The sequence below is a fragment of the Mycobacterium hainanense genome, from assembly GCF_041890355.1.
GTDB lineage: Bacteria > Actinomycetota > Actinomycetes > Mycobacteriales > Mycobacteriaceae > Mycobacterium > Mycobacterium hainanense.
The window spans coordinates 3,147,768-3,172,637 of the sequence record NZ_CP169059.1; the positions used below are offsets into that span (position 1 = coordinate 3,147,768).

The 24,870-nt window shown below is 66.7% G+C and carries 18 protein-coding genes (1 of these 18 cut by a window edge); 11 read left to right on the forward strand and 7 right to left on the reverse strand.

Annotated features, from left to right (window positions below; translation table 11 throughout):
- Nucleotides 1-10,814, reverse strand: partial view of a non-ribosomal peptide synthase/polyketide synthase gene (locus tag ACEL92_RS14640; RefSeq protein WP_374021466.1) — the beginning only. Its footprint begins 20,284 nt before the window's first position; 10,814 of the gene's 31,098 nt are visible here — the first part of the coding sequence; the start codon lies at nt 10,812-10,814; its stop codon lies beyond the left edge, outside the window.
- A 53-nt stretch (nt 10,815-10,867) separates the two neighbouring features.
- Nucleotides 10,868-11,089 (reverse strand): MbtH family protein, encoded by a 222-nt coding sequence (locus ACEL92_RS14645; RefSeq protein ID WP_374021467.1) that lies wholly within the window; start codon nt 11,087-11,089, stop codon nt 10,868-10,870.
- 773 nt (nt 11,090-11,862) lie between these two features.
- Between ACEL92_RS14645 and ACEL92_RS14650 the strand changes: the two genes are divergently transcribed.
- The 4 genes from ACEL92_RS14650 to ACEL92_RS14665 all read left to right on the forward strand — a co-directional run bounded on the left by ACEL92_RS14650 (nt 11,863) and on the right by ACEL92_RS14665 (nt 15,516).
- A complete protein-coding gene (locus ACEL92_RS14650) occupies nt 11,863-12,651 on the forward strand; it encodes a GAP family protein (protein WP_374021468.1) in 789 nt (262 codons plus the stop codon).
- A gap of 117 nt (nt 12,652-12,768) precedes the next feature.
- Nucleotides 12,769-14,325, forward strand: coding sequence for a succinic semialdehyde dehydrogenase (locus tag ACEL92_RS14655; protein WP_374021469.1), 1,557 nt, complete (start codon nt 12,769-12,771; stop codon nt 14,323-14,325).
- Between the two features lie 96 nt (nt 14,326-14,421).
- Nucleotides 14,422-15,000 carry a cyclic nucleotide-binding domain-containing protein gene (locus ACEL92_RS14660; protein WP_374021470.1) on the forward strand — a complete coding sequence of 193 codons (579 nt, stop codon included), beginning with the start codon at nt 14,422-14,424 and terminating at the stop codon, nt 14,998-15,000.
- An 81-nt stretch (nt 15,001-15,081) separates the two neighbouring features.
- Nucleotides 15,082-15,516 (forward strand): DUF4383 domain-containing protein, encoded by a 435-nt coding sequence (locus ACEL92_RS14665; RefSeq protein WP_374021471.1) that lies wholly within the window; start codon nt 15,082-15,084, stop codon nt 15,514-15,516.
- Nucleotides 15,517-15,571: 55 nt separating this feature from the next.
- Here ACEL92_RS14665 and ACEL92_RS14670 read toward each other — a convergent pair whose 3' ends face one another.
- A complete protein-coding gene (locus ACEL92_RS14670) occupies nt 15,572-15,871 on the reverse strand; it encodes a hypothetical protein (protein ID WP_374021472.1) in 300 nt (99 codons plus the stop codon).
- Nucleotides 15,872-16,247: 376 nt separating this feature from the next.
- Here ACEL92_RS14670 and ACEL92_RS14675 point away from each other — a divergent pair, with 376 nt between their 5' ends.
- Both ACEL92_RS14675 and ACEL92_RS14680 read left to right on the forward strand, forming a co-directional pair.
- Complete coding sequence (locus ACEL92_RS14675) at nt 16,248-16,928, forward strand: DUF2510 domain-containing protein (protein WP_374021473.1); 681 nt, start codon at nt 16,248-16,250, stop codon at nt 16,926-16,928.
- A gap of 26 nt (nt 16,929-16,954) precedes the next feature.
- Nucleotides 16,955-17,113 (forward strand): hypothetical protein, encoded by a 159-nt coding sequence (locus tag ACEL92_RS14680; RefSeq protein WP_374021474.1) that lies wholly within the window; start codon nt 16,955-16,957, stop codon nt 17,111-17,113.
- A 15-nt stretch (nt 17,114-17,128) separates the two neighbouring features.
- Here ACEL92_RS14680 and ACEL92_RS14685 read toward each other — a convergent pair whose 3' ends face one another.
- Entirely contained in the window at nt 17,129-18,031 is a 903-nt protein-coding gene (locus ACEL92_RS14685; RefSeq protein WP_374021475.1) for an alpha/beta fold hydrolase, read from the reverse strand.
- A 258-nt stretch (nt 18,032-18,289) separates the two neighbouring features.
- On the opposite strand from ACEL92_RS14685, the gene ACEL92_RS14690 reads away from it, so the two are divergent.
- On the forward strand, nt 18,290-18,712 hold the full coding sequence (locus ACEL92_RS14690) for a DUF4189 domain-containing protein (RefSeq protein ID WP_374021476.1): 423 nt from the start codon (nt 18,290-18,292) through the stop codon (nt 18,710-18,712).
- 10 nt (nt 18,713-18,722) lie between these two features.
- Here ACEL92_RS14690 and ACEL92_RS14695 read toward each other — a convergent pair whose 3' ends face one another.
- Both ACEL92_RS14695 and ACEL92_RS14700 read right to left on the reverse strand, forming a co-directional pair.
- Nucleotides 18,723-18,920, reverse strand: coding sequence for a hypothetical protein (locus tag ACEL92_RS14695; protein ID WP_374021477.1), 198 nt, complete (start codon nt 18,918-18,920; stop codon nt 18,723-18,725).
- A 236-nt stretch (nt 18,921-19,156) separates the two neighbouring features.
- Nucleotides 19,157-20,329, reverse strand: coding sequence for an SRPBCC family protein (locus ACEL92_RS14700; RefSeq protein WP_374021478.1), 1,173 nt, complete (start codon nt 20,327-20,329; stop codon nt 19,157-19,159).
- 116 nt (nt 20,330-20,445) lie between these two features.
- Between ACEL92_RS14700 and ACEL92_RS14705 the strand changes: the two genes are divergently transcribed.
- The 3 genes from ACEL92_RS14705 (at nt 20,446) to ACEL92_RS14715 (ending at nt 22,219) form a co-directional block, all read left to right on the forward strand.
- Entirely contained in the window at nt 20,446-21,069 is a 624-nt protein-coding gene (locus ACEL92_RS14705; protein WP_374021479.1) for a TetR/AcrR family transcriptional regulator, read from the forward strand.
- Between the two features lie 95 nt (nt 21,070-21,164).
- The gene (locus tag ACEL92_RS14710) at nt 21,165-21,743 is read left to right on the forward strand and encodes a hypothetical protein (protein ID WP_374021480.1); all 579 of its coding nucleotides are present in this window, start codon (nt 21,165-21,167) and stop codon (nt 21,741-21,743) included.
- Nucleotides 21,744-21,757: 14 nt separating this feature from the next.
- On the forward strand, nt 21,758-22,219 hold the full coding sequence (locus tag ACEL92_RS14715) for a DUF2834 domain-containing protein (protein WP_374021481.1): 462 nt from the start codon (nt 21,758-21,760) through the stop codon (nt 22,217-22,219).
- A gap of 892 nt (nt 22,220-23,111) precedes the next feature.
- On the opposite strand, the gene ACEL92_RS14720 is transcribed toward ACEL92_RS14715, so the two are convergent.
- A complete protein-coding gene (locus tag ACEL92_RS14720; protein WP_374021482.1) occupies nt 23,112-24,023 on the reverse strand; it encodes a LysR family transcriptional regulator in 912 nt (303 codons plus the stop codon).
- 74 nt (nt 24,024-24,097) lie between these two features.
- Here ACEL92_RS14720 and ACEL92_RS14725 point away from each other — a divergent pair, with 74 nt between their 5' ends.
- The gene (locus tag ACEL92_RS14725; protein ID WP_374021483.1) at nt 24,098-24,847 is read left to right on the forward strand and encodes an SDR family oxidoreductase; all 750 of its coding nucleotides are present in this window, start codon (nt 24,098-24,100) and stop codon (nt 24,845-24,847) included.
- Nucleotides 24,848-24,870: the final 23 nt, after the last annotated feature.

A 24,870-nucleotide genomic window follows, 5' to 3' on the forward strand; every position in this document is an offset into this window, starting at 1 on the left:
TGCAGCAGCGCACCCCAGATCTCCCACACTGAGAAGTCGAAGGCGTAGGAGTGGAACTGGGTCCAGACCTGCCCCGGTGACATCTCGATGCCGATCCGCAGCGAGTCGAAGAGCTGGGCGACGTTGTATTGCGTTACCGCAACGCCTTTCGGCACGCCGGTGGTGCCGGAGGTGTAGATGATGTGCGCGAGGTCGTCGGGCGCGGGCGCCGGCGGCGCCGTGCTGGGCTGGGTGTCCAGGGCGGGGTCGCCGACGTCGACGACAGCCAGGTCGAACCCGTTCAGCCGGTCGGCCAGCGAACTGGTGGTGATGGCGGCGACCGGCGCGGCGTCGGTGAGCATGAACTCCATCCGGGCCGCCGGCAGCGCCGGGTCGATGGGCAAATAGGCCGCCCCGGATTTCAGCGTGGCCAGGATCGCCACGATCGCCTCCGCGGAACGCGAAAACAGCAGGGCCACACGCTCACCGGGGCGCGCTCCGTGCCGGATCAGCAGGTGCGCCAACCGATTGGCCGCCTCGTCGAGTTCCCGGTACGTCATGGACCGGCCGTCGCAGACCACGGCCACCGCGTCGGGCGTGCGGGCCGCCTGCGCGGCGAACAATGCCGGAACCGACACCGGCGTCGGCGGCTCGGTCAGCACTCCCCTGTTGCCCCACCTTTCCAGGCGGGCGTGCTCGCCCGGGTCCAGCAGGTCGACCGACGACAGGCGCCGCGCCGGGTCGGCGGTGACCGCCGCCAGCAGGCGGTGCAGCCGCTCGATCAAGGTCACGACGGTGTCCGCGTCGAAGACGTCGGTGCGGTATTCCGCCGTCACGCCGATCCCCGCGTGCTGGCCGGCCTCGGTCCAGCGGTCGGACAGCGAGAACGTCAAATCCATTCGCGCCGTGTGCGTTTCGACCGGCATCGGCGTCGCACGCACGTCGCCGAGGGCCAGCGTGGCGGTGGGGTTGCTGTCGTAGCCCGGGAAATTCTCCCAGCCCAACAGCACCTGGATCAGCGGATGATGGGCCAGGCTGCGGGTGGGATTGAGCCGATCCACCAAGAATTCGAACGGCACGTCCTGGTGCTCGAACGCGGCCAGGCTGCGCCGCCGCACCTGCGCCAGCAGTTCGGCGAAGGTGGGATCACCGGCCAGGTCGACCCGCAACACCAGCGTGTTGACGAAGAAGCCCACCAGCTCGTCGAGCGCGGGGTCGCGGCGCCCGGCGATCGGGAACCCCACCGCCACATCGTCGCTGGCGCTGATCTTCGACAGCAGCGCGGCGAAGGCGGCTTGGATCACCATGAAGCTGGTCGCGTTGTGCTCGCGTGCCACCCGGCGAATCTGTTGCTGGATGTCCGTCGGCCAGTCCAACGCCAACCGGGCGCCGCGGTGGTCGGCGACCGGCGGGTAGGGCCGATCCGTGGGCAGCTGTAGGCGTTCGGGCATCCCGGCCAGCGCCTCTTGCCAGAAGTCCAACTGCGCGGCGATCCGGCTGTGGCTGTCGTCCAGGTCGCCGAATTGGGCACGCTGCCACAGGGTGTAATCGACGTATTGCACCGACAGCGGCGCCCATTCCGGGGCCTGCCCCGCGCACCGGGCCGCGTAGGCGACGCCCAGATCGCGCGCCATCGGGGCGATCGACCAACCGTCGGCGGCGATGTGGTGCACGACGACCACCAGCACGTGGTCGTCGTCGGCGGTGGTGAAAAGCTCGGCGTGTAGCGGGATTTCGGTGGCCAGGTCGAACGCGTAGCCGGCGACGGCGTCCGTCTCCTCGCGTAGCCGGCCCTCCGGCCACCCCCGGGCGTCGACGACGTTCCAGCCCAATTGGGCCTGCTCGACGGGGAGCACCACCTGGTGGGGCGTCCCGTCGTGGACGGCGAACAGTGTCCGCAGGCTTTCGTGGCGGCCGACGACGTCGGTTAGCGCCGCGCCCAGCGCGTCCGCGTCGACGCGCCCGCGCAGCCGCAACGCGACGGCGACGTTGTAGATGGGCGAGGGGCCCTGGAACTGGTCGATGAACCACAACCGGCTCTGCGCGAACGACAGGGGGATCAGCTCGGGCCGCTCGGCGGCCACCAGCGGCTCCAGCCGGGCGGAATCCCCACCGGTCAGGCGCGCCAGCTGGGCGACGGTGGGCGCGTCGAACACGGCGCGCACCCCGAGGTCGGAATTCACGCTGGCGTTGACGGCGGCGATCAGGCGCATCGCCGACAGCGAGTCCCCACCGAGGTCGAAGAAGGAGTCGTCCACCCCCACCCGCTCCAGACCCAAGACTTGGGCGAAAATGCCGACCAGGATTTCCTCGACCGCGTTGGACGGGGGGCGATAACGATCGGCGTCCTGGTAGTCGGGTGCCGGAAGCGCCTTGCGGTCGAGCTTGCCCGAGGAGGTCAGCGGGAACTCCTCGAGCGCCACGATGTGCGACGGCACCATGTAGTCGGGCAGCCACGCGCTGATGCGCTCACGCACGGCGCCGATCTTGGTGTTGGCGTGCGGGTCGTTGGCGTGGCTGGTGCGTTGGCGGACCCTGTCGGGCGGGAGGTAGACGTCGGTCAGCCGACCGTCGGACTCCGTGAAAACCGCACTGAGCGTGCCGAGGTGGGTGCCCCAGGTTACGGCGACGTGATATCCGGCGGCCTCACCGAGGCGATGCAATTCCTCGGCGGCGGCGCCGGTGATCGCGCCGGCTTGGGCCAGCGCGTCGGGGACGGGTACGCCCGCGGCGAGCGCGGATTCGGTACGGACGTCGGCGATCACCCCCGCGTGCGGGATGTCGGTGACGCGGACCTCGGCGGGACGCCGCGACGTCAACTTGTCGCGCAGCCCGTCCAGGCCCGCGCATTCCCCCCAGGCCCAGACGGGTGCGGCGGCCACCGAACGCAGGGGCGCGGGAGCTTTGTGGATGGTGACGTCGTAGCGGTACCGGTTCAGTTCGTTGTCGGCCAGCCCGCGCTTGACTTGGATGTCCAGCCCGCCCGCCGAGTCGTGACTGCCGACCCAGGTGGTGAAAAACTCGGGCGCCAAGAGCAATTCGGTCTCACCGAGCATCGCGTGGCGGACGCGCTGCCGGATTTCGGCGGCATCGGCGGCGCCGGCGTCGGTCCGGGAAAGCGCGATACCGGTCTGGAATGCGCTCTGCAGGGCGTGGTTACGGATGTCACCGATGAACACCGCGCCGCCTGGCGCCAGCAATTCCATCGCGGTGTCGATGACGGCGGCCAGGTATCCCGCGTTGGGGAAATACTGGACGACGGAGTTGAGGATGACGGTGTCGAAGCCCCGCGGCAGTCCGTCCGTGACGTGGGCCGGCTGGGTCAACAGCTGAACCCGGTCGCGCCACGGGAGTTGCAGTTGCTCCAGCGAGCGGGCCAGGTTGTCGATCGCCGCGGCCGAAAAGTCCGTGGCGACATACTGATCGCAGTGCGGTGCGATCTGGGACAACAGCAATCCCGAGCCCGCGCCGATCTCGAGCACTCTGCGCGGCCGCAGCGCCATGATCCGGTCCACCGTCGCGGCACGCCATTCGACCATCTCGTCGAGCGGGATCGGGTCGCCGGTGTAGCTGCTGTTCCAGCCGCGGAAGTCCATGCCGAAACGCGATTCACCGTCGGCGCCGTACAAATCGTCGTAAAGGTGTTGCCACTCTTCGACGTTTTCCGCGTCGTCGTCGGCCGTCGTGGTGTGATCGAGCGTGACGTAGGCGACCAGCTGCGAGCCGGTGGCGCTGTCCTGCACGGTGACGGCGGCCTGGGTCACCTGCGGGCAGGCCAGCAGGGTGTTCTCGATTTCGCCCAATTCGATGCGCTGGCCGCGCAGCTTGATCTGCGTGTCGGCGCGGCCGAGGTAGTCCAGGGTTCCCTCGGGCGTCCAGCGGGCCAGGTCACCGGTGCGGTACATCCGTGACCCGGGTGCGCCAAAGGGATTGGCGACGAACCGTTCCGCGGTCAGCTCCACCCGGCCCACATAGCCGTGCGCCAGGGCGGGTCCGATCAGGTACAGCTCGCCCATCACCCCGACCGGGGCCGGGTTCAGCCAGGCGTCGAGCACAAGGGCGGATGCGCCCGGTATCGGAGTGCCGATGCGAACCGGCTCGCCCGCCGACAGCGGCGCGCTGGAGGTCACCCAGATCGTGCTCTCGGTGGGGCCGTAGACGTTGAACATGCGCCGGCCGGGCGCCCAGGCGGCCACCAATTCCGGCGGACAGGCCTCGCCGCCGACCAGCAGCGTGTCGAACCCGCCCAGCTGGGCCGGGTCCAGGGATGCCAGCACCGTCGGGGTCAGGAACGCCGCGCTGACCCTCTGACTTTCCAGCAGCGCGGTGAGCGGCTCGCCGGCGTAGACCTGCGGCGGCGCCACCACCAGCGCCGCCCCCGATCCCGCGGCCATCACCATTTCGCCGACGGACGCATCGAACGTCGGCGAGGCCACCATCAGCACCCGGGTATCCGCGTCCAGCCCATGCACGTCCCGTTCTGCCGCGGCCCAACCCAGCAGTCCGGCGTGGCTGACCGCCACTCCCTTGGGCGTGCCGGTGGAACCCGACGTGAAGATCACGTACGCGGTGTTGGCCGCCGTCAGCGGCGCGAGTCGCTCGATGTCGGCGATCGCTTCGGCGGATCGCGCGGACAGCTCGAGATCGTCGATCCGGATCACCGGGCGCGCACCCGCGCCGGCCACGTCGTCGGCGCCGCAGGCCAACACACACACCGCCCCCGCCGCATCCAGCACCGTGGCGACCCGCTCGACGGGATGGTCCAGATCCACGGGGGCGTGGACGCCGCCGGCCTTGACCACGGCCCACCACGCGACCACCAACTCGGCACAGCGATCCATCGCCACGCCCACGGCGCGCTCCGGGCCCACGCTCGCCTCAATCAGTTTGCGGGCCAGGCGATTTGACCATTCGTCGAGCTCGCGATAGGACAGCGTCCTGGCACCGTCGACCACCGCGGGCGCGTCGGGGTGGGCGGCCACCGCCGCCGCCAGGAGCTGCGGCGCCACACCGACCGGCGCGGCCACGCCGGCGCCGGACAACCGCGACAGCACCAGGTCGCGCTCGGCGCGATCCAGCAGGTCCACCGACGACAGGCGCCGGGTCGGATCGGAGGTCATCGCGGCCAGCACCCGGCGGAACCGCTCGACGAGCGCCTCGACGCTCGCGGTGTCGAACACGTCCGCGTCGAACTCGACGTGGAGGCCGAGCTCGCGGCCCGGGAGGGCCTCCATGGTCAGCGGGTAGTGGTTGTACTCGCGGTTGGTGAACTCGGCGATGGCCAACCCGTCGGGGCCCAACTGCATGCCGTCGCCGATCGGGTAGTTCTCGTAGACGAACAGGGTGTCGAACAGTCGCTCGTGGCCGGTGGCGCGGTGAATGTCGCTGAGCGCCAGATGTTGATGCTCGAGTGTGTCGTTGTGGTCGTCCTGCAGCTGGCGCAGCAGGTCGGCGGTGGTGGTGGTCGCGGCGATGTTGGCCCGCACCGGCACCGTGTTGATCAGCAGCCCGACCATCGATTCCGCGCCGGCCACCTCGAGCTGGCCCACCCGGGACCGCGGGGTGCCGAAGACGACGTCGTGCTGGCCGGTCAGCGACGTCAGCAGCAGCGCGTAGGCGCCCTGCAGGACGGTGCTGACGGTGGTGTGGCAGGAGCGCGCCAGTTCGGTGAGGGCCCGCGTGGTTTCCTCGGGCACGGTGAACGATTCGGTGCCGCGCCGCCCTTGCCCCAGGCCGTCCTTGGGACCGACGAGCGTCGGCGTCTCGAAGTCGGCGAGCATCTCGGCCCAGGCGTCGCGGGCGGCATCGAGGTCCCGGTCGGCCAGCCAGGTGACGAAGCTGCGATAGGGTGCGGCCGCCGTCAGGGGCTCCCCGTAGTAGCTGGTGAAGATCTCGCGCAGCAGGATCGGCAGCGACCACCCGTCGAGCACGATGTGGTGGTTGGTCAGCACCAGCCGGTGCCGGTTCGCCCCGGTGCGGATCAAGGCCACCCGGAAGGGCGGCTGCTCGGCCAGGTCACCGACGGCGGCGCGTTCGTCGGCGCACAGGCGCTCGATCTGCTCGTCGGCGTCGAGCTCGATAAATCGCCACGCCACAACCGGATTGGCCGGGATGATCTGCACCGGCTCGTCGAAGCGTTCGTAGAACCGGGCGGCCAGGTGCGGATGACGATTGATCACCGTGCGCACCGCGGCGTGCAGGCGGTCGGGGTCCAGAGGGCCGGTGAGCGTGAAATCCAGCTGGACGGCGTACATGTCGTCGCTGCCGTGCGCCGTGCTGGAGTGGAAGAGCAGGCCCCGCTGCAGGGGGGTCAGCGGCAGGATATCGGCGAGGTCGTACCGCCGGTCGAGCTCGTCGATCTGCGGTTGGCTCAGCCGGGCGGGCGCGATGTCCGATGGTGTCAGCCCGCCGCCGCCGGCCCGCACGTGCGCGCAGATGCCGGACAACGCGTCGAACCACAATTGACTCAGCCGGCCGATCTGCCCTTCGTCGAGGGCGGACGGCGCCCAGGCCCAATCGGCGTGCAGCCGCGGCCCGGCGTCGGTGTCGATGGCGCCGGCGTTGAGTTCGACGGTGTGCGCCAACGGCATTGGGATCGCCGCGGCCGCACCGGTCGCCGAAAGGCTCTCGGGGTGCAGCCGCCAGAGGTCATCGGAGAGCTGGGTTCCCGCGACGAGGCGACCGAGGTAATTAAACCCGATCGCCGGGTCGGCGCCGTCCAGCTGGACGTCACTGTTGAGGTAGCGCAGGACGCCGTACGTCAGCGGGTGCGGCACGGCGCGGAGCTGTTCCTTGGCGTCTTTGATCGCGGTTCCCAGCGCCGGGTCGCCGGCGCGCACCTGAGCCCAGGCCAGCCCGCCGACCATCAGCGACACCGGGTATTTGGTGGTGAACCAGCCGACCGTGCGCGAGAGGTCCACGTCGGGGGCGAGCTCCTCGTGGCGGCCGTGGCCTTCGACGTCGATGGCGACCGGCCCGCGGGCGCCGCCGAAGAACTCCGCGCAGGCCAACCCGAAGGCGATCAACAGAATGTCTTGCACGCCAGCGTGAAACGCCGTCGGCGCCTCCCCGAGCAGCGTGCGGGTGTCCTCGACGTTCAGCGACGCCGACAGGCGTCCGGCGGTGGCGTAGGTGTCGACCCCGGGGCGCACCGCGGGCAGGGCGGACGGTGTCGCCGCGATCCGCTTCCAAATGCCGGCCTGTTCGACAACCTCCGGGCGGCGGGCGTGCTCGCGGAGCAGCGCCGCCCAGCGGGCGTATGACGTCCCGCCCGCCGGCAAGGCGGCAGGCTGGCCGCCGCGATGCTGGGCAAAGGCGATGTTCAAGTCCTCCAACAGGATTCGCCACGACACCCCGTCGACGGCCAGGTGGTGAACGACCAACGCCAGCTGGCCCGTGGGGGCGACCCACACCGCGCTCAGCATCGCCCCGGTGGCGGGGTTTAGCCTCGACCGCGCCTCCACCAACACCTGATCGGACAGCGCGTCCACCGACCGCAGGCATGCGGCCGCGTCGACGGACCCCGCGTCGGGCACCCATAGGGACCACCCGTCGGCACCGTCGCCCTCGACGCGCAGCCGCAGCATCGCGTGCCGGTCGAGGACGGCCTGCAGCGCCGCCGCCACGTCGGCCTCGGTCGCCCCGGCGGGTGCCTGCAGCACCATCGTCTGGTTGAACTCACCGATCGGTCCGTCGATCTCGTGCAGCCACCGCATGATCGGGGTGGCCAGCACCGGTCCGAGGCCCTCGTCGGCCGGCGCGGTTTCGCCGGTGGCCGCCCCGGCCACGGTGGCCAGGCGGGCGACGGTCTGCTCGACGAAGACGTCCCGCGGCCGGCACGTCAGGCCCGCGGCCCGCGCTCGCGAGACCACCTGCAGCGCCGAGATGCTGTCGCCGCCGAGTTCGAAGAAGGAGTCGTCGGTGCCGACGCGTTCGAGACCGAGGACCTCGGCGAAGATGGTGGCCAGGATCTCTTCGACGGGATTCTGCGGGGCGCGGTAGCTCCCGGCGCTGTATTCGGGGGCCGGCAGCGCCCGGGTGTCCAGCTTGCCGTTGGCGGTCAGCGGCAGCGCCTCGAGCGCCACGATCGCCGCCGGCACCATGAACCCGGGCAACCGCTCGGAAAGCTGAGCCCGCAACGCGCCCGGATCGGCCGTCCCGGTGACATACCCGACCAGCCGCTTATCGCCCGGGCGGTCCTCCCGAGCGATCACCACCGCCTGCCCGACACCCTCCAAACCGCTTAACGCCGTTTGGATTTCACCCAACTCGATCCGATACCCGCGAATCTTGACCTGCTCATCGGCGCGACCGAAGTATTGCAGTTGCCCGTCGTTGTTCCAACGCACCAAATCGCCGGTGCGATACATCCGGGTTCCGACCCCGCCGAACGGACACGCCACAAACCGAGACCCAGTCAGCCCCGCCCGACCCCAGTACCCGGCAGCCACCCCAGATCCGGCCACGTACAACTCCCCGACCACCCCGACGGGCACCGGCCGCAACCAGGCATCGAGCACGAACAACGCCGCCCCCGACACCGGCGACCCGATCGGCGGTGTCCCCGAACCGGCCCGCAAAGGCGCGCTGATCGCCACACACATCGTGGTCTCGGTCGGCCCATAGGCGTTGACCAACACCCGCCCCGGCGCCCACCGATCCACCACCTCCGGCGGGCAGGCCTCCCCGGCCAACACCACCGCCACATCATCCAAACCGGCCGGATCCAGCATCGCCACCGCCGACGGCGTCTGCGTCAACACACTCACACCCTCGCCGACAACCACCGCGTGTAAATCCTCAGGCGAGCGCGCGGTGTCCTCGCCCACCACGACCACCCGACCCCCGCGCAACAGCGGGCCGAAAATCTCCCACACCGACACGTCAAAAGCCAGCGAATGCGCGTGCGACCACACCCCCGGCACCGGCAACCCGCCATCCAGCGAGCCGATCAACGCCGTCACGCTACGATGCGTCACCCCAACACCTTTGGGCACACCCGTGGTGCCCGACGTGTAGATCACATACGCCAACCCCTCAGCACCAGGATCGGCCAACGCCACACCCGACTGCTCGGCGATGCGCGCATCATCGACATCGACAACCGCCACCCCATACCCGGCCAACCGCCCCGCCAGACCCGCCGTCGTCAGCACCGCCACCGGCGCGGCGTCGGCCAACATGAACCCGATCCGCGAATCCGGGGAAGAAGCATCGATCGGCACATACGCCGCCCCGGTCTTGAGCACCGCCAACATCGCCGCGATCGCCTCGGCCGACCGCGACAAAAACAGCCCGACGGTCCGTCCCGGACCCACACCACGCGACACCAAATAACGCGCCAACCGGTTCGACGCCGCATCCAGCTCGCCATACGTCACCGACAAACCCCGACCCGACACCGCCACCGCTCCCGGCGCACGGGCCACCTGCACAGCAAACAACCCAGGTACCGACACCGACCCCGGCACCGGCCCACTCAAAACCGCCCGATTACCAACCACATCCAACCGAGCCCGCTCAGCAGCATCGAGCACATCCACCGACGACAACAACCGCGCCGGATCCGCCGCCATCGCCGCCAGCAACCGCTGCAGCCGGCCCGCCAGGTCTGAGACGTCAAAGTTCGAGAAGGGCTGTCCGACACCCACCGTGCTCAGGAATTGCTGATCCCCGAACCCGAGGAAGAACAGCCCGAAGTGGCCCACCGGGCCGAAAGTCGTGTATGTCGCGGTCGCCGGGGCCCCGGCGAGGCTGAGGGTCATGCGGGCCGGGACGAAGTTGACGACGACCCGGTTGGACGCCTGCGGAGCGCCTCGGAAGCCGCCGTCTCCGCCAAGCATGTGCACCGGGAAACGCTGATGGCGCAACGCCTCCCGCGAACGCAAGTCGACCTGCTGGAGAAAATCGGCGACGGGGAGGTGGGGCGACGCGTTCAAGACCAGCGGCACGACTCCGGCGAGCATGCCGGGGTGCGTTTTCGACTTCGGATCCAGCCGGCGGCTGACCGGGAAGTCGAGCACCACTTCGTCGGAACCCTCGGCGCGGAACCCACGGACCAGGAGCGCGCAGGCGGCGGTGAGCACCGACGATCGACGGACGCCCAACGACTTGGACAGTCGTTTGATAGCGCCGACCACCGACGAGTCCAACTGGACCGGCGGCGAGGGGGCGTACGGGTCCCGGTCGCTGGCGGCCTGGGTCAAGCGATAGTCGGGCTCACCGGCCGTGGGCAGGTGTTCGGTCCAATACGCTTCGTCGGCAAGGTAATCCGCGGACGCCGCGTACTCCGCCTCGCTGCTGACGAGGTCGTGCACCGAGCCGAAGAAGGCCGGCGAGATGGCCGTGCCGGCGGCGAGCGCCGAGTAGACCGCCGCGATGCGGCGACCGATCAGCGCGATCCCGAGCCCGTCGATGGCGATGTGATGGCAGCAGCTGAACCAGTAATACTCAGCGGGTGCCGTCTGGAACAAGTAAAAGTTGATCATCGGACCGCTGAGCGGCATCGGCGTCCGCTGAATGGCCGACGCCCGCTCGCGGACCTCGCGCTCGGGATCGGGCGCCCCGCTCACGTCGTAGAAGGCCAGCTCGACCTCCGGGTCTTCGGTCACCCGCTGAAAGACCTGTCCGTCCGCCTCGAAGAAGCGGGCTCTGAGGCTCTCGGCCTCGCCCACCACGTGACGCATCGCCTGCTCGAACAGACCGCGGTCGACCGTGCCCTCGATCCGCACGAGCACGCCGAGTTGCCACGCCACGTCGAAGTGACCTGTTTGCTGCGCGAGCCAAATATCCAGCTGCGCACGCGTCAGCGGTAGTACCCGGTCACTGCGTTCCACCAAATCCCCCCCAAAGACCTTCCCGACTCATTCATACCTAGACGGTCTATACATCACAAACTGGGAGCGGACAGCCTCTCGCGCAGCGGTTTAGGGCGAATATCGGGCCAGTGTTGTTCGATGTAGTCCAGGCACGCGGCCCGTTCGGCGTCGCCGTAGGCCACCCGCCAGCCCGCAGGGACATCGGTGAAGACCGGCCATAAGCCGTGCTGGTGCTCGTTATTGACTAACACGAAAAATTTGCCGCTTTCGTCGTCGAACGGGTTGAGCTGCAAGGGACAACCTCCTCGAACCGAGCTGAGATTTGCAGAAGCGCCGGGCGCAACACCGAAAACGATGCTGCGCTTCAGGATTGGCCGTCAGTTTCGACCGATATGGCGACCCGCCCGCCGCCGCCGTGCCAGCGTCAGCGCGCTTCGCGAAGATCCCCGTCGAGATGTGACCGTCATGGCTGCATCTCGGGCCCCAGTCGTTTCCCCTGCCCGAGTCGCGATGCCGTCCGCAACGCCAACGGTAGCCCACGAAACGGAGTTGGCCGTTTCCTGGGCAGTGCCGTTCGCGCACCAGCGAACCAACAACAAGCTGGCACTACGACAATGGATGTCGTATTCCACTGGCGCCGTGTACCCGACGGTATACAGGTCAAACCTGTGAATTTTCTTCTTGCATAAGTGATTCGCGAACCCGGGCTGTTGTACGCGTGTCGCGGGAATCAGCTAACAATCGCGTGCCCGGCGGGGGCTTCGTCCCAAGGCGCGGGGCTCTGCGCAGTCCGCGCAACCGCTGGGCCGTCCCAGGCCGGCTACAACGCGCGATCGCTGCGCGGCGCTGTGATGAACTTCACCGGCGGAGCGCGGCCGCGTTCGCTTCCGGTTGGCCTCGTGTTCACGAATCGTCGCGCCGCAGGCATCGCTTGAACGCGTTGCACCAGGCCAAGATTCGGAACGCGGCCCGAACTTGACCGCGTGAGCGCGCGAGCGCGTGCGGGAGGAGACGATCGGGCTGGTTCGGTGTTTGGCATCGGGCGGCCGCGGGTACGGTTGCGCCAATGTGGGGGTCAGTGCTGGGATTGGGGATTCTGGCGGCTTTGAATCCCGTTCGCCTCGGCCTGGCCCTCTTGATGATCTCCCGACCGCGGCCCGCGCCGAACCTGCTCGCCTACTGGGTCGGCGGCCTCACCGTCTGTGTGCCCGAACTTCTCGCGCCCCTGCTGCTGCTCAATTTCACGTCCGCGTTCGGGTCGTTCGGGCACGGCGGAACCACGAAAACCAGCAGCTCCACACTTCCGCACATCCAGATCGGCCTCGGCGTGCTCGGGCTGTCGATCGCCGCAGTGATGGCCGTGCGGTTCTTGACGCGCCAACGTGCGGGGGCCGGCCTATCGAGCGACGGTCCGTCAGCGCCCACGCCGTCAGCGCCCACGATCGCGGTGCCACGATTCCTGAGCCGCGCGCGGGACGTGGCCGCGCAGGAGCGTTCCGGCACCCGGCGTTTGCTCCACCGCGCACACCGCGCGTGGGAGCAGGGGTCGCTGTGGATCGCGTGGGTGATCGGCCTGGCGTCGGTGCCGGTCGACGGGGTGCTGTTCATTCTGGCGATCATCGTCGCCTCGAGGGCCGCGGTCGCCACGCAGGTCAGCGCCTCGATCGCGTTCGTCCTGCTGATGTATTCCGTCGTCGAGATGATCTTGGTGGGATACGTGGCCGCGCCGGCCAGGACCCAGACCGTGCTGCAGCAGCTGCACGATTGGGTGCGCGCCTATCACCGGCAGATTCTGGTGACCGTCTTCACGGTGGTCGGCGTCTCGCAGCTGGCCCAGGGCCTGCACATCCTCTGAGCTGTCCGCTCCCCTCCCCGGCCGGTCGGCGATGCACCCGATGACGACCGGCCGTGCTCGCGCCCGAGGCCGCTAGGCTGGTGGCCTCGCCGCCGCGCTCATTGGGGAGGTTCCGACATGCCCGCACCGTCAGCCGAGGTTTTCGACCGCCTGCGTCAGCTGGCCGCGATCAAGGATCTCGCCGCGCGCCCGACGAAGACGATCGACGAGGTCTTCACCGGCAAACCCCTGACCACCATCCCGATCGGCACGGCCGAGGACGTCGAAGCGGCGTTCGCGGAAGCGCGCGCGGCCCAGGTCGAGTGGGCGGCCCGTCCCGTCGCCGAGCGCGTCGACGTCATCAGCCGCTATCGCGACCTCGTGGTCGAGAACCGCGCGTTCCTGATGGACCTGTTGCAGGCCGAGGCCGGCAAGGCGCGCTGGGCGGCGCAGGAGGAAATCGTCGACCTGATGGCGAACGCGAACTACTACGTGCGCGTCTCCGCCGACCTGCTGAAGCCCCGTACGGTGCAGTCGCTGCTCCCGGGCGTCGGCAAGACCACGGTCTGTTACCAGCCCAAGGGCGTGGTCGGGGTGATCTCCCCATGGAACTACCCCATGACGCTGACGGCGTCCGATTCGGTGCCCGCCCTGCTGGCGGGTAACGCGGTGGTGCTCAAGCCGGACAGCCAGACGCCGTACTGCGCCCTGGCCTGTGCCGAGCTGCTCTATCAGGCCGGCCTGCCGCGGGCGCTCTACGCGATCGTCCCCGGTCCGGGCTCGGTGGTCGGCACGGCGATCATCGACAACTGCGACTACCTGATGTTCACCGGCTCGACCGCCACGGGCCGGCAGCTCGCCGAGCACGCGGGCCGTCGGTTGATCGGCTTCTCCGCCGAGCTCGGGGGCAAGAACGCGATGATCGTCACGCGCGGGGCCAACCTCGACAAAGCCGCCAAGGCGGCCACCCGCGCCTGCTTCTCCAACGCGGGCCAGCTGTGCATCTCCATCGAGCGGATCTATGTCGAGAAGGACATCGCCGACGAATTCGTCGGCAAGTTCGGTGCCGCGGTGCGGAGCATGAAGCTGGGAACCGCCTATGACTTCTCGGTCGACATGGGGAGCCTGATCTCCGGGGGTCAGCTGGACACCGTGACGGACCACGTGAACGACGCGAAGGCCAAGGGCGCCAAGGTGATTGCCGGCGGAAAAGCTCGGCCCGACATCGGGCCGCTGTTCTATGAGCCGACGGTGCTGACCGACGTCACACCCGAGATGGAGTGCGCGGCCAACGAGACGTTCGGGCCGGTGGTGTCGATCTACCCGGTCGCCGACGTCGACGAGGCGGTCGAGAAGGCCAACGACACCGAGTACGGGCTCAACGCCAGCGTTTTCGCCGGCTCTTCCGCGGAGGGCCAGCAGATTGCCGCCCGGTTGCGCTCGGGGACAGTGAACGTCAACGAGGGTTACGCGTTCGCCTGGGGCAGCCTCAGCGCGCCGATGGGCGGGATGGGTCAGTCCGGGGTGGGCCGCCGGCACGGCCCCGAGGGCCTGCTGAAGTACACCGAATCGCAGACGATCGCGACCGCACGCGTATTCAATCTTGATCCGCCCCTTGGCATTCCGAGCACCCTGTGGCAGAAGTCGTTGGTGCCTGTGGTGCGCGCGGTAATGAGGCTTCCCGGGCGGAACTGACTGCGTAATTTTCCGGCGGGCCTGGATCTAGAGTTGCGCCGCATGTCCGCGTTACGCTCCTCGATGTAGCGTCACATCGCACGTCAGGAGCCCGCTATGAAGGCCGACGAGAAGCAATATCTGGAAGACGCTCGCCGGCTACGCCAGTACGCCACCTTCGAGAAGTTCACGGACGCCGAACTGCGGCGTCTGGCCCGAGTGGCCCACCGCACTTCGACGTCGGCCCCGTTGCCGCTGATCCACGAGCAGACCCCTTCGGACTCCTGCTACATCCTGCTCAGTGGCGAGGTGGGCGTGTACGCCGGCCGGGACCGCATCGCCGTGCTGGGGCCGGGCGAGGTGATCGGCGAATCGGCGCTGCATCGTGGGAGGCTGCGTTCGGCGACGGTCACGACGATGGGACCGGCCGAGGTGCTGCGGATCGAACGCGACGAACTGTCCCGAGCGCTCGACGAGATACCGGCGCTTCGCGAAATCATCGACGCGTCCGTCGCGCGACACGTGCCCGTAGACCTGCCGCCGAAGCCAAAACCGGCGCGCACCAAGTTGGGCGCCTCCGTCCACACCGAGCTGGTCGAGCGGTTCGAGCAGGCCGCCGACGGCGCCGGTGTGGACGTTGCCGACGCGCTCGAAGACGCCATGGCCCAATGGATCGAACGGAGCAGCACCTCCTAGCCTTCGCGGCCGCACCCGTTGTCACGGTCTACTACCGCGCGTAGTATTCGTGTGATCCCACCGTGCACAAGGAGGTGCAATGTGAGGTGGAGTTTCGCCCAGATCGGGCTCCTGATCATCTGCGCGTTCCATGTCATCCAGGCGGTGGTCGGCCTCATCATCAATCCCAGCTTCGCAACGGGCCCCACCGCGCCGACCGTCCAACTGCTCGGCATGGATTACAACGGATGGCACGCCGTCGCCGGTCTCGCGCTGTTCGCCCCGGGCCTGGTGTTCGCGATGCGCAAGTCGTGGGCAGTGCTGTATCTGCTGGTCGCCGCGATAGCCGGTGCGCTGCCGGGCATTTGGGCCTTCTTTTCACACCAGGTCGCCTTCGTTTTCACCTTTCCCAACAATGTCACCGATGCGGTGGTGCACTTGGTGACCGCCGCGGTGATGGTCGCGGTGGCGGCGGTGCAGATCCGGTTGGACGGAGGACTGCGAAACTCTCTCGCCGATCTTCGGAGAACGCGGTAGTCCGACCCGCGCTACGGCGTCGCCCTCGAGTTGCACTGCACCGGGTAGCTGGTCGCTACTCGGTGCCACCGATCGCACCGAGGCGCTCGCTCACCCGGGCCAGCGCCGCGTCGAAGATCTCCACCTTTTCGCCGCGCTTCTCGTTGGCCGGCTGGGCGGCGCCGCGGGCGCCTTCGGTGTCCACCCGAGCCGCGCCACGCCGCCGCAACAAGCTGAAGTTTTTCTCCCGCGCTTGCCTGAGCCGGCTCTGCAAGTCCTTCAGCGACTTCTCGTCCATGCGCGTCAGGGCCTCGGGATGACTCTCGCCGATCAACGAGCTTTCCTGCTGGGTCAGGTTCACGTGGTGGGTGCTCACTCATAGATTCTTAGCCCGATCCGGGCACACCGACGCGTCGAACGTCGGATGTCACGCCGAACCGTCACGCCGGCGCCATTTCGAGTTCACGTCGCGTCGACGTTGCGCGGCGCGGGTAGTCCTTCGGTCGACGAAGGGAGTTGGGATGGGCAGGCATTCGAAGAAGGACGACGAACAACCCGAGGTCGACCCCCAGATCCGGCGGACCATGGCCGCGAGGGCGGGATGGCGACCCGTGAGAATGCACCGGAACTGACCGAGCCCGACCGGGAGGACTGAACGCGTGCGAGCTATGACCGCTTAGGAAACGGGCCCGTTTCCAAAGGTCAGGGCTGAGGGGTAGCCGAGATGCCTTCGTCACGGCGAAAATGGGTTGATGCCATCTGAACAGGCACCGCCGCCGCCTAAATCGGCGCCGGGCTGGTACCCCGATCCCGCGGGAGTAGGCCACGGGCTGCAGCGGTACTTCGACGGCACAAACTGGACCACCGAGTGGGCGTTCTCCACCGAACCGCCGAAGAAGGACCGACCCGGAAAGGCGGCGCTGGCCCTGGCGGCGCTGGGAGCCCTGGTTCTGCTCGTCATCGTCGGCAAGAGCTGGGTATTCGACTCGAAGAAGGACGGCCAATCGCCCCCTCCGAGCAGCTCGGCCGCGGCCGCACCGCCGGAGTCGACCGCGGCCGCGCCGTCGACACCGGCCGGTCCGAAGAAGCCTGACGGGGTCACCTTCACCACCAGCCCGGGCCCGGACGGCGACGTGGTCGACGCGCGATTCGCCATCCGCGACAACTACACCGAGCAGATGATCAAGGACGGCGCCCGGACGGACACCATCGACATCCTCAGGTACGCGAGAGCGACCTATCCCGACGCGTCGGCGGTGAACGTGCAGGGCACCTTCCCGATGACCGACCCGTACGGCAATACCGCGACGCACGTCGCCATCGACCTCACGTATTCGCGCGCGACGCTGAACAAGATCAACTTCGACGGCATCACCAAAGCCAGCATCTGGGAGATTCGCGACTCCGGCACAATCCTTCCCGCTTTTCAGTAGTGGGCCGGGGCACGGATAATCGCCTGGTGCCCACCGAACCCCCAAGCCGACCACCGGCCGCGCCGAAACCCCCGCGGGCGCGCATCACGCCCGAGGATGCGGAGAGGTTCGGTGACGAGGAGCAGATGCGCGAGGCGTCGGACGAGGGCCGGCTCCGCGACGAGCGACCGCCACATCACGGCTAGCCCCCGGCTTCGGGCTCAGTGGGTGGCGACGCGGTCGATGTATTCGAGGAAATGCGTCAACACCGCATCGGGCGCCTCGATCTGTGGCCAGTGTCCGATGTCGTCGGCGAGCATCACCACATCGGGTTCCGGAATGACCTCGGCGTAGCGACGCGCCATGTGGGCCCCGGAGTTGGGGTCGATCGGCCCGTCGATCAGCCGCATCGGAACCACGGTCTGCCGCATGGCACGCACCCAGCGGTTTCGGTGCGTGTAGCGATCGTTGATGAACCGGCCGACCTTGTGCAGCACGCGGCGGCCATCGTTGTAGTCCAGGATCTGGTTGAACACCTCCATCATGTGGCGGGTCGGCTTGGTGTTCGGGCCGAACATCTCGCGCAGGGTCGGTTCCAGCAGCCGGCGAGACACCGGACTGTTTTGGACGTGACTAAAGACGTCGCCCAACGGGGTGCCGGACATCAGCTTCTGCGCCGTTCTGGGCTTATAGGCCTCGATGAACATCCCGCCGTTGAGCCAGGTGATCGAGTCGATGCCCAGCGGGCCGCAGCTTTGCTGACCGAATTCGTGCCGGGCCAACATCTCCTGGCCCACCGAATCACCGATGTCGTGAGCCAGGATGTGAGCGTCGCGCACGTTGAGGTGGGCCAGCAAAGCCTCGTGCATGTCGGCGTGGTCCGTCACCGCGTACTGGTAGGCCACCGGTTTGTCCGAGAACCCCATGCCGATCATGTCCGGAGCGATGACGGTGAATCGTTGGGTGAGTGTGGACCAGATCGCTGCCCAGTCAAAGGAATTGAAGGGGTAGCCGTGGATGAGTAGCAGCGGAGGTCCGCTGCCCTCCACGCGGTAGAAGATGTCGAAGCCGAGGTAGTCGAAGTGCTCGCCGCTGGCCAGCCAGCGTCCTAGTTCAGCGTCCATGAGGGTCATCATCCTTGGCGATGGGGGCGTTCGCCCGCCGTTCTCTTCGTGCACGGCCGGGAAGGCCCCATAGCAAAGCATCAGCGGAACCATCGGCGATCGGCGCCGCTCCGCACCGCGCAGGCCGCCGACCGGAACTATGAAGATTTGCTACGCGCGTGTCAAGGCCTTGTTAATCGCAGCGCACATGCGCCGTCGAACCAGCACTCTTAGGAGTACGGCGCACCTTCTGCCGGAACACGTTGTGAAAGGAAGCATGTGTTCAAGCCTCTTGCGTCCGCGGTGATCCTTGCTGTTTGTGCTGTCGGACTGGCGGCACCGGCTCAAGCCCAGGGCGGCTTCATCGTGATCGTGGGTTCGGACTCCACCCACGCCGTCGACGTCACCGTCGGCGGCAACCATGCCAGTCTGGCCGACGTCGAGGCCTACGCGATCAGTCATTGCGCCGAGAAGCACGGCGCAACCGACTGCCACGTTCTTGCCGAGGGTCGGGGCGGCTGTGTAGCCCTCTCGGACAACGGTCACGGCCTGGTTGGGGGCTGGGGTCCCACCCGCAGCGCCGCCGGTGCCGCGGCGGCGGCCAAGGTGGTGTCGGGGCAGGCAAACGTCGACGGCACCCGCTGCGTCGTCGACCCGGACCTGATTTCCACCGGGAATTTCTCGTTCGTGGCCACGCAGTAGCCACCGCGTCCTACCAACCCCAGTCGTCGTCGTCGAGAACGTCCACGGTGACCGAGTTGTCGGCCGGCCTCTTCGTCCCGTAGAGGAAGGTGAGCAGGGTCTGGTCGTCGTCGAGGGGTTCGGTGGCGACGACGGTGGCGTGCCCGATCTTCATCCGAATCCGGTCTCCGGGCTTCAGTTCGTCGACGCGCTTAAGCGGCACACTCACCCATCAATGCCGCCAGGTTTCGTGCGTACGGTTTCGTCCCACAAATGCCATCATCCACGCGGCATGCGAATTTTCCTCATCGCCTGAGGCGCGCGTGTTCGATTGCGCGGATGCCGGCACCCAATTACTTGTGAGCCTGCGGCCTTGAAGATCGGCAGTGTCCCGATAGGTGCGGGGCGTTGTACGGACGGTTCATACCAGTCGGTCAGGGGTACTGTCGTGACTTCCGGACGCGACTACTGCAGCGCCACGCCAAGTTCTTCGGCGAACACCCTGATCATGTGTTGCACGCCAATCTCGTTGCGGCCGATCAGCATATGGTCGTGCTGGCCGTGCCGCACGCCCTCACCACACTGCGGCAGCATGGCGAAGTCCTCGTCGACAACGGCGGCATGCACGCCGTCGTACACCTGGTCGTAGACGGCACGCATCTCGTCATTGGTCGCCGGCACCCGCCCCATCCAGCTGTGCCGGACCGAGCAGCGGGTCGGCTCGCCCGCGGGCAGGATGTCGATGATCTCCACGCCGATCGGGCTGTTGGCCAGGATCAGGTTGGGATATATCCAGTAGATGACGCCCATGTTCTGGTGCGGGTCCCATGAGCCCGAGGGATCGTCGGCGAGGTTGGTGACCCAGTTGAACGGAAAGCCGATGCGGTGGTGCTTGCCGAATTCGTCGTAGACGCCGGTGTCGGGCAGCGTGTTCTGCCCAATTACGCTCTCGCCGTGGACGAATGGGAAGTGGTAACCCTCGGCGAAGGCTTCTAGCGCGCCCTTCCACGAAACCCGCGACTCGAATTCCTTTTGGGTGTGGTAGCCATAGTTGGCGTAATTCATCAACTCCAGCTCTGGGCCGATCGGGCCGAGGTGAGCGTCGACGTCGATGGTGGCATCGGCGGTCAGCACCGCCCAGATGAACCCGTGCCTTTCCTGATTCGGCAGCTCGACCAACCCGTAGTCAGCTTTGTCCATCGAATCGAAGCCCGCCTTGCCGGGCACGACGAACAGTTCGCCCGTGTTGCGGTAGCTCCATGCGTGATACGGGCAGACAAATCTGGAGGCGTTACCTGACCCACAGGCCGGCATGGCGCCGCGGTGGCGGCAGTAGTTGAGGAAGACGTGGCTGATGCCGTCGCGGTCGCGGGTCACCAACAGCGAGTCGCCCAGCACCGATCGCACCACGTAGTCGTTGGTGTTGGGTAGCTGGGCGGACGGGACTATGGCCAGCGGGACGCGGCGCAGGATCTGCGATTCCTCAATCTCGGTGATCTTCGGATCTCGGTAGTAGTGCAGCGGAACTCTGAGCTCCCGCGCCGCCATGTCGGTGGTCTTGTCGATCGCGTGCCGCAGCGCCCGCCTGGTCAGTTCCGCGTCTTGGTTGTTGACCGGACCTTCAACGACAACCGTCATGGTGGACCTTTTCTCGGAGTGGACAACCGCACACTGACCATACAATGAGTCCACATTGTTTGGTCAAGACCGCGCTGTTCCGGACATGCCGGGCCGTGGGATGACACGATGCGGCTATGCGCAGGCACGGCTGGGCGGGCAACATGCCCGTCGACGACGACGAGGCAGTACGCCGCATCGTCGGGGTTGCCCGCGCATCGATCGACGCGACAGGCGCGGTCAGCGTGTCCGAGGTGGCCACCAAGCTGGGCATTACGCGGCAGACGGTCTACCGCTACTTCCCGACTCTCGATGCCCTGCTGGCAGGCGCCGCCATGTCGGCTGTCGGCGAGTTCCTCGACCGGCTGGCCAGGGATCTGCAATCGATCACCGATCCCACCATCGCAGTCGTCGAAGGCATCGCCTACACGTTGGAGCAGCTGCCCCAGGACCGTTATCTCGGTCTGGTCATGGAGCCCGGGCGAGCCAGCGCCTTCGCCGCGGGGATCACGTCGGAGACGGCCATCGCCTTCGGCCGCTCAATCTTGGAGCGGTTCAACGTCAATTGGGACGCGGCCGGCTTCAGCGGGCAGCGACTCGACGAGCTCGTCGAATTTATGCTTCGGACGTTGCAGTCGTTCATTCTCGATCCGGGCGGGTCGGGACGGCACGGGGAAGAGTTGCGGGCTTATCTGCATCGCTGGGTCGCACCGGCCGTCGAACAGCGCAGTGCCAAAAGGTCAGGAACGCAACGCCCCTGACTCGGGAGCCGATCCGGCTAGCTGGCATGCCTCGCCGTTGCGATCTCACCCGACACCCTCTATTCAGCCAGTCGGCGGTAGTGACCTTCTGCGACATGGATGACCGCAAGGCCGCGTGGCCACGGGCCGAGCGATGCAGCTCGGTTACTCCGTCGACAAATCCGTTCGATGATTCCGCGCACCCGCTCACCGACGACCAGACCATGGCCCAGGTCAGCGAACCAGCCAAGCAAATTGTGGCCGTCGCGAACTTACAAAGCGTGGACGGCGGATTCTCCTTCGCCTCGTGCAACGATCAAGGCGATCCCCCCTATCAGGGCAGGGTCACCATCGGGTTTTTGTTGCAAGGCGACCCGGACGCCTATTTCCAGCACATCCGTGACTCAATGCGTGCCAACGGCTGGAGTGACGGTGCTCCGCCGGGACAGCACCTCCACGGCACGACCCTCAACAAGAGCGGTGTCACCGCCAACCTGGGCTACATACCGTCCGACCACAGTCGAGGACAAATTCTCCTGTATGGAGAATGTCGCGACCCCAATGACCACCACCACGACCCGGGCGCGGGCGTTGACATCACGAACCAACCGAATGCGCGGGGAAGGGTAGGGCTCGTGCAAGACAGTGGTCGAGGCAGATGCCCGCCTCCCCCTTGCCGACCGGCAGCGGCTTGACATAGAAGGAATTCATGACGGCAGCAAACCGAACCGGCCAACCAACATCCATTCCCACATCCCGCAAAGTCGTCTGCTTCATTTACGGCGTCATCGCGGTCGCCGCGCTTATTGCCACATGGAGCAACGGTGGCCCGTACGTCCACAGTGCCACCGACTTCCTGGTCACTTTCTGGCGCGATGCGAAGGTCACGTCGGCCTCGCGTTTCCTCGCAGCCGACGCCCTGATGTTGGCGATAAGCGTCGTCATCCTGATGGTGATCGAAGCCAGGAAGCACCGCGTGCGATTTGTCTGGCTTTACGTTGCGGGATCGTTTTTCATTGCCATAAGCGTAATGTTTCCGCTTTTTCTCATTGCCCGTGAATTAGGCATGAGCGCATCCGACGCGCCGCGCCTCCGCATACCAGACACGATTGTGCTCGCGGTACTCGCTGTGTTGACCGTGGCCCTGACTGTCTGGATAGACATGAAGTAAAGTGTCACAGCCATTCTCATATCTAGAGAATCGATCTTGTCTTAAACCGGGTGTGGTGCACGGCTTTTGCGCCTTACTCGGGGCTGCGTCCTGATTCGTGTCGGTCGACGACGAAGAGCAGCAGTTGGCCTCTGGTCACGATCCGCGCCGATGATGCGCACTAATTTGAGCCAAGTCGGGACGTGGCCCGACCGTCAATCTTGCACGCTACGAAGCGATGTGAGCCATGCGGTAAGTGGCTGTTAAAGCCTCGACTGCCGATCCGGCCGGGCGTACGCTTTTCACCTATGACCAGGAGCAAGAAGGTCTTGGTGGCGGTGGTGCTCGCGTTCACCGTCTCGACAACGTCGGTGAGCTGCATACCTCCGTACTGCCCCCTCACCGGAGGCCCCGCCGTCATCTGCTGACCCACCAGCGCTGATCGGGCCGTGACGCGAGGGTTACGGGCCAATAGGAGCCGCCACTAGTGGCCGGCGGCCTTGCCGAGAAGCGCGGTTTCGGCCACGGCGTTGCGTAGCACGGCTGGCGGAATGGACGTGAAATCGCAACCACCGGCATCAAACTCACAGAGCCGCTTGTTGGCTCGATCCACGACTCCGGCTGACCTGTTCAGCGTCTGCCTGGATCGGCGGATCCTTCGCCAATCCTGCTATGCGCGGTAAACGCTCATGCGACAGCCCGCTCACCGTCCCAATGGGTCCGAGGGCACCCAGTTCTCCTGGGGGTCGTGCGACCACACGATGACCCTGTTCACCAAACAACTCATGCCATACCTGTTCGAACACGTGGTCAAGACGATGGTGCACACGCGTCATAATGCCCGCCGCGCCGACGACGAAACCAGCGAAACCCAACGCCTAAGCTCGTCTCATATCCAGAAATCTGCGATCAGTCATTTCTTGTCTCGAATGAGTGGTGTCCCCACTGTGGTGTACGTGCTTGCCGATGTGAGAAGTGTGTCGCGCACGGCTGACATGGTGTGTTTTTGCCATAGGGCTTGTACGGGCACCATCAGCGCTGGCTCGAAGTCGATGATGTGGACGCGACCCCCCATGGCGGTGCCAGGGTCGGCGGTGACCAAGGCGATGGCGCCGGTGGTTAGCGGTGCAGCCACCATCGCGGCACCCTGGACTCTGCTGACGACATAGTCGGGTTCAAACCCTGCGCGGCGGCAGGCGCTCATGAGGAAGTCGCTGAAGTAGGAGGAGCCCGGTGGTGCCCATAGGGCCAGCTGTTCGCCGGCCAGGTCGGTGATGTCGATGCTGTCAGCGCTGGCCAGGTGGTGGGTGCGGGGAACGGCGGCGCGCACGCGGTGGTAGCCAATGACCGCGCCGGATAGTTCGCCGGCTGGTGCGATCCCTCGCCGCAGGCCGAGGTGGACCGAACCGTCGAGCACACCGGCCAGCAGTGCTTCCGGGTAGAGCTGGCGAAACGTGAAAGACAGGTCAGGGTGGGCGTTAATGGCCGGTTCGATCAGCTGGTAGACCTCAGCTCCACTCAGTGCGGGACTGTGGCCGACCACCCAGGGATGTTGGTGAGCAGCGGCACCGCGCACATGCGCCTCGACAGTTCGAGCGGCTGCCAGTAGCGGGCGCGACTCAACGAGCAGGGCCTGACCTGGAGCCGTGAGACTGATGCGGCGTCCAGCTCGGACGAACAGCGCCACGCCCAAATCCTTTTCGAGTTGGCTGATCGCACTACTCAGGGCTTGTTGGCTCAGGTGCAGCTGCGCTGCGGCATTGGTGAAGCTGCCGGCCTCGGCGACGCCAACGAACTGCTCGACACGGCGGAGATCACGGAGCATCCACAAATCCTACTTGTGGCATAACCGGTATTTGCTGTTTCTCATTTGTGCGTACCGCTTCTACGGTCGGTTGCATGACGACACTCAAAAGTAAGTCAGCAGTAGTCGCCGCCGGTGCTAAGAACCTCGGTGGCCTCATCAGCAGGACACTGGCGCACAACGGCGTCAACGTTGCGGTGCATTACAACAGCGCGGCCACCGAAGCCGATGCAGACCGTACGGTTGCGGAAGTGGTCGCCGCCGGCGCGCAGGCCATCAAAGTGCAAGGCGACCTCACCGTTCCTGCAAACATCAAGGCTCTGTTCGACGCTGCCGTCGACGCGTTCGGCGGGGTGGACATTGCGATCAATACCGTCGGCAAGGTACTGCGCAAACCGATCCTGGACACCACCGAGGCCGAATACGACTCGATGTTCGACATCAACGCGAAGGCCGCGTACTTCTTCATCCAAGAGGCCGGCCGACGTCTCAACGAGGGGGGCAGCTTGACCACCATCGTGACCTCGCTGCTGGCCGCCTACACCGACGGCTACTCGACCTACGCCGGCGCGAAGTCGCCGGTCGAACATTTCGTGCGGGCCGCTTCCAAGGAGTTCGCGCCGCGTCTGATCAATGTCAACAACATTGCACCCGGACCGATGGATACGCCGTTCTTCTACCCGGAAGAGACCCCCGAGCGGGCTGAGTTCCACGCCAGCCAGGCCATGGGCAACCGGCTGACCAAGATCGAAGATATCGCCCCGCTGGCGGTGTTCCTCGCTAGTGACGGACACTGGATCACCGGGCAAACCATCTTCGCCAACGGCGGATACACCACACGTTAAGTCCCTGCCGACGATAGGGCCGA

What these genes read in the sequence shown, in the direction of transcription:
- ACEL92_RS14675 (WP_374021473.1), top strand. Translation starts at nt 16,248, where the DNA reads ATGCCATCTGAACAGGCACCGCCGCCGCCTAAATCGGCGCCGGGCTGG.
- ACEL92_RS14655 (WP_374021469.1), top strand. Translation starts at nt 12,769, where the DNA reads ATGCCCGCACCGTCAGCCGAGGTTTTCGACCGCCTGCGTCAGCTGGCC.
- ACEL92_RS14725 (WP_374021483.1), top strand. Translation starts at nt 24,098, where the DNA reads ATGACGACACTCAAAAGTAAGTCAGCAGTAGTCGCCGCCGGTGCTAAG.
- ACEL92_RS14705 (WP_374021479.1), top strand. Translation starts at nt 20,446, where the DNA reads ATGCGCAGGCACGGCTGGGCGGGCAACATGCCCGTCGACGACGACGAG.
- ACEL92_RS14710 (WP_374021480.1), top strand. Translation starts at nt 21,165, where the DNA reads ATGGATGACCGCAAGGCCGCGTGGCCACGGGCCGAGCGATGCAGCTCG.
- ACEL92_RS14660 (WP_374021470.1), top strand. Translation starts at nt 14,422, where the DNA reads ATGAAGGCCGACGAGAAGCAATATCTGGAAGACGCTCGCCGGCTACGC.
- ACEL92_RS14650 (WP_374021468.1), top strand. Translation starts at nt 11,863, where the DNA reads ATGTGGGGGTCAGTGCTGGGATTGGGGATTCTGGCGGCTTTGAATCCC.
- ACEL92_RS14720 (WP_374021482.1), bottom strand. Translation starts at nt 24,023, where the DNA reads ATGCTCCGTGATCTCCGCCGTGTCGAGCAGTTCGTTGGCGTCGCCGAG.
- ACEL92_RS14685 (WP_374021475.1), bottom strand. Translation starts at nt 18,031, where the DNA reads ATGGACGCTGAACTAGGACGCTGGCTGGCCAGCGGCGAGCACTTCGAC.
- ACEL92_RS14715 (WP_374021481.1), top strand. Translation starts at nt 21,758, where the DNA reads ATGACGGCAGCAAACCGAACCGGCCAACCAACATCCATTCCCACATCC.
- ACEL92_RS14700 (WP_374021478.1), bottom strand. Translation starts at nt 20,329, where the DNA reads ATGACGGTTGTCGTTGAAGGTCCGGTCAACAACCAAGACGCGGAACTG.